Here is a 13,581-nt window from a genome sequence, read left to right on the forward strand (position 1 = left end):
ATTATCAATTATCAATTATTCATTACTTATTACACATTATTCATTGGTGAGTTCTTCCCAAAATTCATAAGCTCTTCTTAAATGCGGAATTACAATAGTGCCGCCAACCAAAGTTGCTATTGAAAGTGATTCCATCACTTGTTCTTTGGTAACTCCCGCTTTAAAACAGCCTTCTAAATGGTATTTAATACAATCATCGCATCGCAATACTGCTGAAGCCACTAATCCCAACAACTCTTTTGTTTGAACGTCTAAATGTCCGCTTTTGTATGCATTGGTATCAATATTAAAAATTCTTTTGATGATTTTATTGTCATCAGCCAAAATCTTATCATTCATTTTTGTTCGATAAGCATTAAATTCTTCAACTTGATCAGCCATTTTTAAGTTCTTTTTTAAGTTCGTTTTTCAATACTACTTTTGATATAAAAATACTCACTTCATATAAAATAAGTATTGGAATAGACACAATGACTTGACTAACAATATCAGGCGGTGTAATAACAGCGGATAAAATTAAAACGATAACCAAGGCATGTTTTCTGTATTGTTTTAAAAAATCAGGAGTGATTAATCCCATTTTTGTTAGGAAATACATCACTATTGGCAATTCAAAGATCAATCCGGAAGCCAATACCGATGATCTCAACAATGAGATGTATGAATTAATTTTAATATTCCGCTCTACCAATTCACTTACAGAATAATTTCCTAAAAAGTTTACGGAAAGTGGTGTTATCACATAATAGCCAAACAGCACACCCACAAAAAATAAAAATGAAGAAACAATGATAAAAGCGACTGCACCTTTACGTTCTTTTTCATACAAACCCGGACTAATAAATTTCCAGAATTCCCATATAATAAAAGGAAATGCTATAATAAATCCGACAGTAATGGATATCCAGATATGAACGCTGAATTGTTCTCCCATTTCCAAACTTTGCAAAGTGAAAGGGATCTTATCTATACATAATCCATCTGTGCCAAAAAATCTTGATACCTTGCAAAAAGCTCGATAGGTAATAAAATCAGGGTCTTTTGGTGCAAATATTATTTTGTTGAATATGAAATCTTTCATTAAAAATGCAATGATTCCAAAAATAAATATAGCAGCACTTGAACGTACCAAATGCCATCTTAATTCTTCAACATGATCTAGAAAAGACATGTCTTTTTCGGGTTCGCCTATTTTTTTTGTCATTTTAGAAAATTCCTTCCTTTAATAAATCATGCAAATGTACAACACCTGTGTATACAGAATTGTCTTCAACCAAAATTTGGGAAATTTTATTATTTTCCATCGTTTCTAAAGCTTCAATTGCCATGGCTTCGGCTTGAATTGTTTTCGGGTTTTTGCTCATAATGTCTTTGGCGACAATTTTGCTTATATCAGGTGAAATTGTCAGCATTCGTCTTAAATCCCCATCGGTAATAATGCCCACTATTTTGTTGTTTTCAATAACTGCGGTCGTTCCCAAACGCTTTTTCGATATTTCAATAATAACGTCTTTAATTTCGGTTGTTGGAGAAACTTGCGGCAATTCATTATTGATAATTAAATCGCTCACCCGCAAATACAATTTTTTACCCAAGGCACCTCCCGGATGGTATTTTGCAAAATCTTTACTTGAAAAATTATTGAGTTCTAACAAACAAACCGCCAAAGCGTCACCTATAACCAATTGTGCAGTTGTGCTAGTTGTAGGTGCTAAATTATTTGGACAGGCTTCTCTTTCTACATAAGAATTCAACGTAAAGTTGGCATTTATACCTAAAAATGATTCAGGATTCCCTGTAATTGCAATTACTTTGTTTCCATAATTTTTAATTAATGGCACCAAAACTTTAATTTCGGGTGTATTTCCGCTTTTTGAAATGCAAACAACGACATCATTTTTTTGAATTATTCCCAAATCGCCGTGAATGGCATCAGCCGCATGCATAAAGATAGCCGGAGTTCCCGTTGAATTTAATGTCGCAACAATCTTTGTTGCGATGTTGGCGCTTTTGCCAATTCCGGTCACGATGACCCTCCCATTAGAGTGATGGATAAAATTTACGGCATTTTCGAAATCTTCGTTTAGAAAATTCACTAAATTCGCAATCGCTTTGCTTTCAATTAAAATTGTCTGCTTCGCGTTTTCAATAATTGTATTTTTATTTTTCAAAAGATTTTGATTTTTTTAACAAAAAAAAGTTCTACCTTTAATTTTAAACAAAAATATATTTATTTAATTAGAAATTGAATAAACTGCTAATAAAAAGTAAAAGTCAAATTTTTTTAAATTTTTTTAAATTAGTAACTAATATTTAAGTTTTAGTTGCAAATTTATATTCGTATTAATAATTTAGAAGGGATAATGAACAGTAAAGAGATTGATTTGCATGATGCTTTGAAAAAATATTTTGGATTTAGTAAATTCAAAGGACTTCAAGAACCCGTCATAAAAAGTATCATAGAGGGAAATGACACTTTTGTGATTATGCCAACCGGAGGAGGGAAGTCGTTATGTTACCAGTTGCCTGCTTTGGTTAAAGAAGGAACAGCCATTGTTGTTTCACCGTTAATTGCATTAATGAAAAATCAGGTTGATGCCATTCGAGGCATTTCAGCAGAACATGGCATTGCTCATGTGCTGAATTCTTCATTAAATAAAACAGAAGTGGCCCAGGTTAAAAGTGATATTGAGAAGGGAATTACAAAATTATTGTATGTGGCTCCGGAATCACTTATGAAAGAAGAATATATCGACTTTTTAAAAAATCAAAACATATCTTTTGTCGCCATTGATGAAGCACATTGTATTTCAGAGTGGGGACATGATTTTAGGCCAGAATATAGAAATCTTCGAACAATTATTCAAAAAATAGATAATGTTCCCTTAATTGGATTAACGGCAACGGCAACACAGAAGGTACAGGAAGACATTATAAAAACATTGGGCATGTTAAATGCCAATACTTTTAAAGCCTCATTTAACCGACCGAATTTATTTTATGAAGTTAGGCCAAAAACAAAAAATATAAATTCTGATATCATTCGGTTTGTTCGTCAATTTTCAGGTAAATCAGGTATTATTTATTGTTTAAGTAGAAAAAAAGTTGAAGAAATTGCGCAAGTACTGCAGGTGAACGGAATTAAAGCTGTTCCGTATCACGCGGGATTAGACGGGAAAACCAGATCTAAACACCAGGACATGTTTTTAATGGAAGATATGGACGTGGTTGTGGCTACCATTGCTTTTGGAATGGGAATTGACAAACCAGATGTGCGCTTTGTGGTTCATCATGATATTCCGAAAAGTTTGGAAAGTTATTACCAAGAAACCGGTAGAGCGGGAAGAGATGGGGGAGAAGGATTTTGTTTGGCCTATTATTCTTATAAAGATATTGAAAAATTGGAGAAATTTTTATCAGGAAAACCAGTTGCAGAGCAGGAAATTGGCAATGCATTGTTACAAGAAGTGGTTGGCTATGCAGAAACCTCTATGTCACGCAGAAAATATTTGTTGCATTATTTTGGGGAAGATTTTGATGAAGTAAATGGTTTAGGAGCACTGATGGATGACAACGCCATTAATCCTAAGAAAAAACACGAAGCTGAAACTGAATTAAAAATATTATTGGAAGTTGTTGTAAAAACCTACCAAAAATATAAAGCAAAAGAATTGGTAAATACCCTAATAGGAAAAATAAATGCCTTGTTGAAGTCGCATAAAACGGATGAACAGCCATTTTTTGGTTGCGGGAAGGAACGAGATGGTAAATATTGGATGGCATTGATTAGACAGGCATTGGTAGCCCGCTACATTAACAAAGAGATTGAGCAATACGGCGTTATAAAAATTACTGAAAAAGGAACTGATTTTATTGGGAATCCGTCTTCATTTATGATGACAGAAGACCATGTTTATGATGAAAGTGTTGATTCAACAATTATGTTAAATGGTAAGGGTAGCGGAACTTCTGCCGATGAAGTGTTGCTTAAAATGCTTAAAGAATTGCAAAAAGCTGTTGCCAAGAAAAACGGAGTCCCTCCATATGCGGTGTTGCTGGAGCCGTCATTGGAAGATATGGCGTTGAAATATCCAATTACTATGGATGAATTAAAAAACATCTATGGTATTGGCGAAGGCAAAGCAAACAAATATGGAAAACCTTTTATTGAACTGATTGCAAAATACGTAGAAGAAAATGACATCATTCGTCCGGATGATTTTGTTGTGAGGAGTACAGGCGTAAATTCAGGATTAAAACTTTATATAATTCAAAATACAGACCGAAAAATTCCGCTTGAAGATATAGCAAAATCAAAAGGATTAAGTTTTAACGAACTTATTGAAGAAATGCAGGGTATTGTTTACAGCGGCACGAAGTTAAATATTGATTATCATATTGATGAATTATTGGATGAAGACCAGCAAGAAGATATTTTTGCTTACTTTATGGAATCTAAAAATGACAGAATTCAAGATGCTTTAGATGAGTTTGCTGGCGATTATGAAGAAGAAGAATTACGTTTAATGCGAATAAAATTTATGAGCCAGGTTGCGAACTAATACTTAAGCTAAATAAGCCACAAGCATACCAACCAATATGGCAACAAATTTTAAAAGATTAAACTTATGGTCTTTTGATGTTTCAAACAAAATAATTGTTGAAATATGTAAAAATACACCTATAATAATTGCCGTAATTTCCGTTTTATAGGTGGATAAAAATTGAACCTTTTCACCTGCGAAGCTTCCTAACGGTGACATAAAAGAAAATAACAACAAAAATAAAACGGATTTTGTTTTAGAAATTTTCGAGCTTACAAAAAATGTTCCCAATATGATTGAAATTGGAATTTTGTGGATCACTATTGCCCAAAGTAAATGTTCGTGATTAAGGTTATGAGCCAATGGAATTCCTTCCATAAAAGCGTGAATATTTAAACTAATTAACAATGCCCAGGGAAAAACAATATTTTCTTCAATATGAATATGGCCATGTTCCGCACCTTTAGAGAAAAAATCCAAAATAAGTTGCAATAAAAGTCCAAGGAGAATAAATAAACCTATAGACGAATTTTCTGGAATATATACTTCTGGAAACAAATGTAAAATAGTGATAGACAACAAGTAGGCACCACTAAATGACAATAATAATTGAACAGTTTTTTTGCTTGGATTTAATCCGAAAACGATAAGAAGGCCAACTAAAACGGATGCTATAAGTGCAATATAAGTCATCATTCTAAAACTAAAATTAAACGGTCGGATGTTTCTTCATTAAAATCTTCTAACTGATAATTACCAAAAGTATATTTTATTTTAAAACCTACAGCGTTTACATAAGTATTTATTTTGGTCAAATCTAAACTTTTCACCTTTTCAAAATAGGTGTGATGTTCTCCGTCTGCATCAAAATTTATTTCTTTAACAATAAACCCGTTTTTAACGTAACGATTAAGTTTAAAAGTAATGTCATCAATAGTTAGAATCTCTTCAGAGACTAGTGAAGAAATCACTTTTTTTGTATTCATAAAGTCTATAATAGCAATTCCATTCGGATTTAATCCATTCTTAATATTTTGCAAAATGGCAATATCTTCTGCATCATCTTCAAAAAAACCAAAACTTGTGAACAAATTAAAAATTACGTCAAACTTTGTTTTAAAAGGATCCCGCATATCATGTTCGACAAATTGCAGTGTTTCGGCTTCAAATTGCTTGGCATATTCTATACTGTTTTTGGACAAATCCGCACCGATAACCTTAAATCCCAATGAATTTAAATAAATTGAATGGCGTCCTTTTCCGCATCCTAAATCCAATACAGAATCTCCCTTTTTTAATTTTAAAAAGGCAATTAAATTTTCTAAAAACGCCTGACCTTCAGAATAATCTCTATGTTTATATAAAATATGATAATAGCTTGTGTCGAACCACGAAGCAAACCAATCTTTGTTTTTAGTCATAATATTGAAATGACTGCAAAACTAATGATTTGTTTGGTTAAATGTTTAGGAAACTAGCTGTTTTATTATTGAGCAAAAAATTTTTAACTTTTTAACTTTATGCATATAACTTAATATTTGAGTACTTTTGCAAAATAATATATATAATATGGAGAGAAATTTTAAAATGGTTGCCACCACAATGTTTGGACTGGAAGAAGTATTGGCAACGGAACTTAAAAATTTAGGTGCGCAAGATGTAGAAAAAGGTGTGAGAAGTGTTTCTTTTACGGGTGATAAGGGGTTTATGTACAAAGCAAATATGGCTTTGCGCACTGCCATTAGAATTTTAAAGCCAATTAAGACCTTTAAAGTTGCAGATGAAGATGATTTATATAAAAAAATACAACAAATTCAGTGGGAAAAATATATGAGCGTTTCCAGTACTTTTTCTATTGGAGCAGTCGTAAATTCTCAAGGTTTCACCACAAACTCACATTATATTACGTTAAAATCGAAAGATGCCATAGCGGATTATTTCAGAAATAAATATAATGAAAGACCTAGTGTTGACACTAAGCATCAGGATTTAAAGATTCACGTCCATATTCACAATAATTACTGTTCTATTTCATTAGACAGTTCGGGCGATTCTTTGCACAAGCGAGGTTATAGAAGCGCAACAAATATTGCTCCCATAAATGAAGTATTGGCAGCAGGTTTGGTATTGCTTTCTGGATATACTGGAGATTGTAATTTTATTGATCCTATGTGTGGTTCAGGAACAATTTTGATTGAAGCTGCGATGATTGCCAACAATATTCCGGCAAACATAAACAGAAATGAATTTGGATTTGAAAAGTGGGAGGATTATGATGAAGACTTGTTTTTTACCATTCAGGATTCGCTGATAAAAAAAATACACAATTCTCATTTTAAAATTATGGGATTTGACAAAGCGCCATCTGCAGTGGTTAAAGCAAAGGAAAATGTTGCCAATGCCAATTTAAGTGAATTTATTGGGATTCATCATATTAACTTCTTTAACTCTGTAAAAGAAGTTTTTGGTCGCACCTTTATCTTATTTAATCCGCCATATGGTGAACGATTGGATATTGATATGCAAGAATTCTACAAAAAAATTGGAGACACTCTAAAAAGTGGCTATGCAGATTCCACAGTTTGGTTCATTACTTCTAATATGGAAGCTATAAAGCACGTTGGCCTACGAACTTCCAGAAGAATTCCTATGAAAAATGGAGATTTGGATTGTTTATTTGTGCGGTATGATATGTACGAAGGAAGCAAAAAAACACATAAGAGACCAATTGAAGAAGAAGAATCTTAAGGGCGATTCTCTTATGATTTAGGAAAAACAAAAAAAAGCGTTGCAGTAATGCAACGCTTTTTGTTATTTATTCAATCAAATAATTCTTAATTTCTTCTTGAAGAATTACCTCTTGAATTTTCTTTTTTCCCTGAATTTTCTCTAGTATTGTTACCTTTTGTTTCTCGAACAGTTTGCCCTTTCTGAGTATTTGCAGAACTATTTCTTTGTTGTGTTCTCTCAGGTTTTTGCGCTGTTCTTTGTGGTGAACGATTTTCAGCTATTCTTGAGTTTTTCGTGTTGCTTTGTTCTCTATTTCCACTTGGTCTTGTAACTGTATTTGATCTTCTGTCAGTATTTTTAACTGAACGATTGCTATGGCTATTCTGACTTGTTCTGTTGGTAGAAGTTGGTCTGTTTACAGTTTTTGAACTTCTTTCAGTGTTGTTAACTGAACCATTGCTACTACGGCTATTCTGACTTGTTCTGTTGTTAGAAGTTGGCCTGTTTACTGTTTTTGATCTTCGATCAGTATTGTGAACTGAACCATTTTTACGACCATTTTGACTTATTCTGTCGTTAGTGTTTCTTCTTTCTGTATGAGAATTTCTATCATCATATCTATTAGGAACATTTTTACTTGCTACCCTTTGTCTAGTGTTATGTTTATCTCGTTGGTTATAATTATTGTGTTTGCCTCTTTTGTAATATTTATTTCTTGAATGATCATTATAATAAGTATAACGTGCTGGCTTGTAATGATTTCTATATGGGTCATGACTTACAATTCTGAAATCAAATAATGGTCTTGCAAAATAATTATGATATGGGTGAAACACATAATTTCTGTTGTAATTGTTAATATATCCTGAATAATGACTATAATAACCTTGTCTGTTATAATAAACATGCAATCCACCTACACGTACCAACCTTCCTGAATTGTAATTTATATTGGTGTTTCCAATCCTATTTACACGTCCGTAATAATCATAGTAAATAGGAATATCTTCTATTTGAATAATAGCACCGTAATCATCATATTGTACATAAGGGTCGTAGTCATAACCTGAGTTATAACTAATATTAATGCCATTGCCTTGATAATTAACGCCTAAAGCGTTTCTTTGGTTGATATAGAAATCAAATTCGCCATTTTTAAAAATTGCAAATGTTACATTTCTTTCAACAAAAGTGAATGAATTTCCATAATCATCATTATAATAATTATTTGTTGAAGAATTCTCAGTTTTAAAAGTTGAAGCCTGCACAGCAAACCCTACAAATAAATAAGTGGCTATAAGTAATAATTTTGTTTTCATAATAAAATATTTAAAGGTTAAACTAAATTTGCCGGTTAGCAGTATACGAAGTCGTAATTACAAACAACGTGCCAAAAAAATGTATACGCAATAAAATTGGGCATATAACTTGGTTAAAATCAAAAAAATTAAATAATTGACAATCGGCAATTATTAAATTGATTTTAAATATTTTTACGTTTTAAAATCAAAGCCTTTGGACAATTTTATTGATGTTATTTTACCTATTCCTTTGCAAAAGTTATTTACCTATAAAATAACCAAGGCAGAAGCCTCCTTTTTAAAAAATGGGATGCGTGTTGCTGTGGAATTTGGAAAATCAAAAATTTACACAGCCTTAGTTTATAAAATTCATCAAATTCCACCAATTGGCTATGAAGCAAAGGAAATTTATCAAATTTTAGATGATATCCCTGTCGTAAACAAAATTCAAATTAACCATTGGGAATGGATTTCCAGTTATTATATGTGTTCTTTGGGTGAAGTTTACAGGGCTGCATTGCCTTCTGCTTTTTTGTTGGAAAGTGAAACGGAAGTTCAATTGGTTAAAGATTTTACAAATGAAGAAGGACTATCCAATGAAGAATTTTTAATTTTTGAAGCCTTACAACATCAATCCCAACTTTCTATTCAGCAAATTGTTGAGATAATTGGAAAAAAAACTGTTTTTCCAATCATAAAAACCTTAATTGATAAAAATGCCATTGTAGTTAAAGAGCAAATTTATGAGCAATACAAACCGAAATTAGAAAAATATGTTCGTTTAACAGAGGAATGGAACGCATCTGAAAAATTATCAGAATTGATGGATTCCCTAAGTCGGGCAAAAAAACAACGTGCCATTATTTTAACATTTTTTCAATTACAGTCTGCAAAAAAACCTATAAAAATTACGCAGCTTCAGGAGGATTCAAACAGTTCTTCAGCAGTGATAAAATCATTGATTGATAAAGGGATTTTTGAAATTTATTTTATTCAAACAGATCGTATTAGTTTTGATGGAAAATCGGGCAAGATAAAGGAACTGACTTCTCATCAGGAAGAAGCATTTATTGCCATAAAAGAAAACTTCAAAACCAAACAAACTGTACTTTTAAAAGGGGTCACAAGTAGTGGTAAAACAGAGGTTTATGTTAAATTAATTAAAAAAATTATTGACGAAGGTAAGCAAGTGCTTTATTTACTTCCAGAAATTGCGCTAACCACACAATTAATTGACAGACTGCAACTTTATTTTGGAGAATATTTATCAGTTTTTCATTCAAAATACTCCATGAATGAACGTGTTGAAGTATGGAATAATGTATTGGAAAATAAGCAAAAAGCACAATTAATTTTAGGCGCCCGTTCTTCCATGTTTTTGCCTTTTTCTAATTTAGGGTTAATCATTGTTGATGAAGAACACGAGCCATCTTTTAAACAGTATGATCCGGCTCCAAGATACCATGCGCGTGATTCCGCAATCGTTTTGGCAAAGCAACACAATGCTAAAGTAATCTTGGGTTCTGCAACACCAAGTATTGAAACGTTTTACAACGCGCAACAAGGCAAATACGGATTGGTTGAACTAAATAGAAGATTTGGCAATGTTTTATTGCCTGAAATTGAATTGGTTGATGTAAAAGAAAAGTATCGAAAAAAACGAATGACCGGTCATTTTTCAGACCGGTTACTTGAAATGATTACAGAAGCTTTGGATAATAAGGAGCAAGTTATTTTATTTCAGAATAGAAGAGGTTTTGCACCTGTTGTAGAATGTGAAACTTGTGGGGTTTCGCCGCAATGCCCTAATTGCGATGTGAGCTTAACTTATCACAATTACAGAAAAGAATTGCGATGTCATTATTGCGGACACCGCCAGGCAATGCCTCATAATTGTGGCGCTTGCGGAAGTGCAAATTTAAATACCAAGGGTTTTGGAACCGAGCAAATTGAGATAGAATTGTTGGAATTGTTTCCAAAGGCAAAAGTGGGAAGAATGGATTTAGACACTACGCGTGGAAAGTACAGCTATCAAAAAATATTAGGGCAATTTCAATCGCAGGAAATAGACATATTGGTGGGTACGCAAATGCTTTCAAAAGGATTGGATTTTGCAAACGTGTCGTTGGTGGGAATTATGAATGCCGACAATATGCTGAATTTCCCTGATTTTAGAGCTCATGAAAGAAGTTATCAACTGATGGTGCAGGTTTCGGGTAGGGCAGGACGTGCCAGTAAAAGAGGTAAGGTTGCAGTACAAACCTATAATCCGAACCATCAAATATTACAGCAAGTTTCAACCACTGCTTTTGAAGAAATGTATAAAGAACAATTGGAGGAACGCTGGCAATACCATTATCCGCCATTTTATCGAATAATTAAAATAACATTGCGCCATAAGGATTTTAATCGGGTAGAAGAAGGTGCTATTTGGTTGGGAAAATCGTTAATTTCAATTTTTAAACATGATATTTTAGGACCTTCAACTCCGGGAATTTCAAAAATCAGGAATTATTATATCAGAACTTTAATCGTTAAAATTCCACAAAAACAATCGTTGGCAGTAAGTAAAAAACAGATTCAGAGAGTTAAAAATGCGTTTCAGGCCATAAATGAATTTCGCTCTATCAGATTCAATATAGATGTAGATAATTATTAAAGTTATTTTATTAAATTTACATTTGCCAATTAAGGAAATAACAGTATATTTGCACCCTTAAAAGTAAAAACTTAAATTATTAATTATGAATCATTACGAAACTGTTTTCATTTTGAATCCCGTTTTATCTGATGTTCAGGTAAAGGAAACAGTAAAGAAGTTTGAGGACTATCTTGTTTCTAAAGGTGCCGAAATGATATCAAAAGAGGATTGGGGCTTAAAAAAATTAGCGTACACCATCCAAAACAAAAAAAGTGGATTTTACCACTTATTCGAATACAAAGTTGCTGGAGAAACAATTGCTCCTTTTGAACTTGAATTTAGAAGAGATGACAGTATTATGCGTTATTTAACGGTTGCGTTAGATAAACATGCTGTTGCTTGGGCTGAAAAGAGAAGATTAAGAGACAGTACTAAAGCACCTAAAAAATAAGCGTTATGTCTATAGAACAACAAGCAAAAGGAGGAAAACAAGGTGAAGTTCGTTACCTGACTCCGTTAGATATTGAGACTAAACAAGTAAAGAAATACTGTCGTTTTAAAAAGAACGGTATCAAATATATTGATTATAAAGATGCTGATTTCTTATTATACTTAGTAAATGAACAAGGTAAAATTTTACCACGTCGTTTAACAGGAACATCATTAAAATTTCAACGTAAAGTGTCTGTTGCCATTAAAAGAGCACGTCACTTGGCTTTATTGCCTTACGTTGCGGATATGTTAAAATAAAAACAGCAAGGAATTATGGAAATTATATTAAAGCAAGACGTTGAAAACTTAGGGTTTAAAGATGATCTTATTACTGTAAAAAATGGTTTTGGACGTAACTATTTGATTCCTCAAGGATTTGCAGTATTGGCAACAAGTTCAGTTAAGAAAATGTTAGCGGAAACTTTAAAGCAACGTGCTTATAAAGAAGAAAAATTAATAAAAGATGCTACTGAAATTGCAGACGCAATTAAGGCATTGGATATTAAAATTACAGCTAAAACAGCCGATAATACCAAATTATTTGGATCAGTAAATAACCAAGACGTTGCAGATGCTATAGCCGCTGCAGGTCATGTAATTGATAAAAAATACATCAAAGTTGAAGGAGGCACCATTAAAAGAATTGGAAAATACAATGCCACTATTAGATTGCATAGAGCAGTTGTGGTTGAGTTGCCAATTGAAATAGTTGCCGAGGCAAAGTAATTAACAATATTTAGTTAATAAATATATTTGAAGCCCACTTTTTAGTGGGCTTTTTTATTTTATTTTTGATTTCAATTAAAAACATTAATTTAACTTTAATTATAATGAAAAAAAAATTATTATTTTCTATGCTAATTGCCATATTTTCAGGTATTAGTGTCTTTTCGCAAGTAACTACTTCAAAAATTCAAGGAGCAGTAACTGACGACTCTTCAATGGGCTTATATGGCGCAAATGTGGTTGCGAAACACTTGCCGACAGGTACTGTTGCAGGAACAATGACTTTAGAAGGAGGAAGGTTTTCTTTACCAAACTTACGTGTAGGTGGACCTTATACGATTACCATAAGTTATATTGGTTTTAAAACTATTGAATATACTGATGTGTATTTAGATTTAGGTAAAGCTTTTGATTTAGACGTTAAAATGGATAATGAAAGTGAGTTATTAGGTGAAGTTGTTATTACCGGTGGGAGAAATACAACTTTTAATAGCGACAGAACTGGAGCCGAAACTAGTGTAGGAGCTAGAGAACTTACAAAACTGCCTACAATTTCAAGATCTGCTTCAGATTTTACGCGTTTAGATCCATCCGCTTCTGGTGGTTCATTTGGAGGCAGAAACGACCAATTCAATAACTTTACATTAGATGGTTCAATCTTTAACAATCCTTTTGGATTGGATGCTGCCACACCTGGTGGACAAACAGGCGCACAGCCAGTTTCATTAGATGCCATTGAACAAATTTCAGTATCAACAGCACCTTACGATGTTACTTTATCAGGTTTTACAGGGGCTTCTGTAAATGCAGTAACTAAAAGTGGAACAAACAAAGTAAAAGGAACAGTTTATGGGTTTTTTAGAAATCAAGATTTAACAGGCAGTAAAATTAAAGGTGAAAATATTTTTGTGCCTGAATTAGAACAAAAACAATACGGTTTCAGTTTAGGAGCGCCTATTATTAAAGATAAATTGTTTGTTTTCGTAAATTTCGAAAAAGATGATAGAACAGATTTAGGTCAATCTTGGTTGCCAAATAGAGGAACAGGTGCCATCAATGAATCAAGAGTTCTTTTACAAGATTTAGTTGATGTACAAACAGGTTTAAGAAGTATAGGTTACGATCCAGGTGCTTTTGAAGGGTTTAC

13 protein-coding genes are annotated in these 13,581 nt (G+C 32.7%); 7 read left to right on the forward strand and 6 right to left on the reverse strand.

Annotated features, from left to right (window positions below; all coding sequences use genetic code 11):
* Positions 1 to 36: 36 nt before the first annotated feature.
* From ABY285_RS08250 to ABY285_RS08260, 3 genes are read right to left on the reverse strand one after another with little or no spacing between them, the layout of a single operon-like run.
* Complete coding sequence (locus ABY285_RS08250) at positions 37 to 381, reverse strand: carboxymuconolactone decarboxylase family protein (protein ID WP_372768928.1); 345 nt, start codon at positions 379 to 381, stop codon at positions 37 to 39.
* Positions 374 to 1,204: a twin-arginine translocase subunit TatC gene (gene tatC, locus ABY285_RS08255; RefSeq protein WP_372768930.1), complete on the reverse strand. Its 831-nt coding sequence runs from the start codon at positions 1,202 to 1,204 to the stop codon at positions 374 to 376. The genes ABY285_RS08250 and tatC overlap by 8 nt, the downstream gene beginning before the upstream one ends.
* Before the next feature lies 1 nt (position 1,205).
* Positions 1,206 to 2,171 carry an SIS domain-containing protein gene (locus ABY285_RS08260; RefSeq protein WP_372768932.1) on the reverse strand — a complete coding sequence of 322 codons (966 nt, stop codon included), beginning with the start codon at positions 2,169 to 2,171 and terminating at the stop codon, positions 1,206 to 1,208.
* 192 nt (positions 2,172 to 2,363) lie between these two features.
* On the opposite strand from ABY285_RS08260, the gene ABY285_RS08265 reads away from it, so the two are divergent.
* Entirely contained in the window at positions 2,364 to 4,562 is a 2,199-nt protein-coding gene (locus ABY285_RS08265; RefSeq protein ID WP_372768934.1) for a RecQ family ATP-dependent DNA helicase, read from the forward strand.
* A 3-nt stretch (positions 4,563 to 4,565) separates the two neighbouring features.
* On the opposite strand, the gene ABY285_RS08270 is transcribed toward ABY285_RS08265, so the two are convergent.
* Together ABY285_RS08270 and ABY285_RS08275 are read right to left on the reverse strand one after the other, a co-directional pair.
* Positions 4,566 to 5,240 (reverse strand): ZIP family metal transporter, encoded by a 675-nt coding sequence (locus ABY285_RS08270; protein ID WP_372768936.1) that lies wholly within the window; start codon positions 5,238 to 5,240, stop codon positions 4,566 to 4,568.
* Entirely contained in the window at positions 5,237 to 5,965 is a 729-nt protein-coding gene (locus ABY285_RS08275; protein ID WP_372768938.1) for a cyclopropane-fatty-acyl-phospholipid synthase family protein, read from the reverse strand. Before ABY285_RS08275 ends, ABY285_RS08270 begins: the two co-directional genes overlap by 4 nt.
* Positions 5,966 to 6,113: 148 nt before the next feature.
* Here ABY285_RS08275 and ABY285_RS08280 point away from each other — a divergent pair, with 148 nt between their 5' ends.
* On the forward strand, positions 6,114 to 7,292 hold the full coding sequence (locus tag ABY285_RS08280) for a class I SAM-dependent RNA methyltransferase (RefSeq protein ID WP_372768940.1): 1,179 nt from the start codon (positions 6,114 to 6,116) through the stop codon (positions 7,290 to 7,292).
* An 86-nt stretch (positions 7,293 to 7,378) separates the two neighbouring features.
* On the opposite strand, the gene ABY285_RS08285 is transcribed toward ABY285_RS08280, so the two are convergent.
* On the reverse strand, positions 7,379 to 8,593 hold the full coding sequence (locus ABY285_RS08285; protein ID WP_372768942.1) for a hypothetical protein: 1,215 nt from the start codon (positions 8,591 to 8,593) through the stop codon (positions 7,379 to 7,381).
* 196 nt (positions 8,594 to 8,789) lie between these two features.
* Here ABY285_RS08285 and priA point away from each other — a divergent pair, with 196 nt between their 5' ends.
* The 5 genes from priA to ABY285_RS08310 all read left to right on the forward strand — a co-directional run.
* Entirely contained in the window at positions 8,790 to 11,234 is a 2,445-nt protein-coding gene (gene priA / locus ABY285_RS08290) for a primosomal protein N' (protein WP_372768944.1), read from the forward strand.
* 85 nt (positions 11,235 to 11,319) lie between these two features.
* The gene (rpsF, locus tag ABY285_RS08295; protein ID WP_372768946.1) at positions 11,320 to 11,667 is read left to right on the forward strand and encodes a 30S ribosomal protein S6; all 348 of its coding nucleotides are present in this window, start codon (positions 11,320 to 11,322) and stop codon (positions 11,665 to 11,667) included.
* A 5-nt stretch (positions 11,668 to 11,672) separates the two neighbouring features.
* Complete coding sequence (rpsR, locus tag ABY285_RS08300; protein WP_372768948.1) at positions 11,673 to 11,966, forward strand: 30S ribosomal protein S18; 294 nt, start codon at positions 11,673 to 11,675, stop codon at positions 11,964 to 11,966.
* Between the two features lie 15 nt (positions 11,967 to 11,981).
* Complete coding sequence (gene rplI, locus ABY285_RS08305) at positions 11,982 to 12,434, forward strand: 50S ribosomal protein L9 (RefSeq protein ID WP_372768950.1); 453 nt, start codon at positions 11,982 to 11,984, stop codon at positions 12,432 to 12,434.
* A 104-nt stretch (positions 12,435 to 12,538) separates the two neighbouring features.
* On the forward strand, positions 12,539 to 13,581 hold a 1,043-nt coding region (locus ABY285_RS08310), incomplete at its 3' end, for a carboxypeptidase regulatory-like domain-containing protein (protein WP_372768952.1).

Origin of the sequence: Lutibacter sp. (genome assembly GCF_041555395.1) — a bacterium.
Taxonomy (GTDB): domain Bacteria; phylum Bacteroidota; class Bacteroidia; order Flavobacteriales; family Flavobacteriaceae; genus Lutibacter.

Excerpts from the sequence above, each read along its gene's own strand:
- ABY285_RS08285 (WP_372768942.1), bottom strand. The coding sequence starts at position 8,593 with ATGAAAACAAAATTATTACTTATAGCCACTTATTTATTTGTAGGGTTT.
- ABY285_RS08265 (WP_372768934.1), top strand. The coding sequence starts at position 2,364 with ATGAACAGTAAAGAGATTGATTTGCATGATGCTTTGAAAAAATATTTT.
- tatC (WP_372768930.1), bottom strand. The coding sequence starts at position 1,204 with ATGACAAAAAAAATAGGCGAACCCGAAAAAGACATGTCTTTTCTAGAT.
- rpsF (WP_372768946.1), top strand. The coding sequence starts at position 11,320 with ATGAATCATTACGAAACTGTTTTCATTTTGAATCCCGTTTTATCTGAT.
- ABY285_RS08270 (WP_372768936.1), bottom strand. The coding sequence starts at position 5,240 with ATGATGACTTATATTGCACTTATAGCATCCGTTTTAGTTGGCCTTCTT.
- rpsR (WP_372768948.1), top strand. The coding sequence starts at position 11,673 with ATGTCTATAGAACAACAAGCAAAAGGAGGAAAACAAGGTGAAGTTCGT.
- ABY285_RS08250 (WP_372768928.1), bottom strand. The coding sequence starts at position 381 with ATGGCTGATCAAGTTGAAGAATTTAATGCTTATCGAACAAAAATGAAT.
- rplI (WP_372768950.1), top strand. The coding sequence starts at position 11,982 with ATGGAAATTATATTAAAGCAAGACGTTGAAAACTTAGGGTTTAAAGAT.
- ABY285_RS08275 (WP_372768938.1), bottom strand. The coding sequence starts at position 5,965 with ATGACTAAAAACAAAGATTGGTTTGCTTCGTGGTTCGACACAAGCTAT.
- ABY285_RS08280 (WP_372768940.1), top strand. The coding sequence starts at position 6,114 with ATGGAGAGAAATTTTAAAATGGTTGCCACCACAATGTTTGGACTGGAA.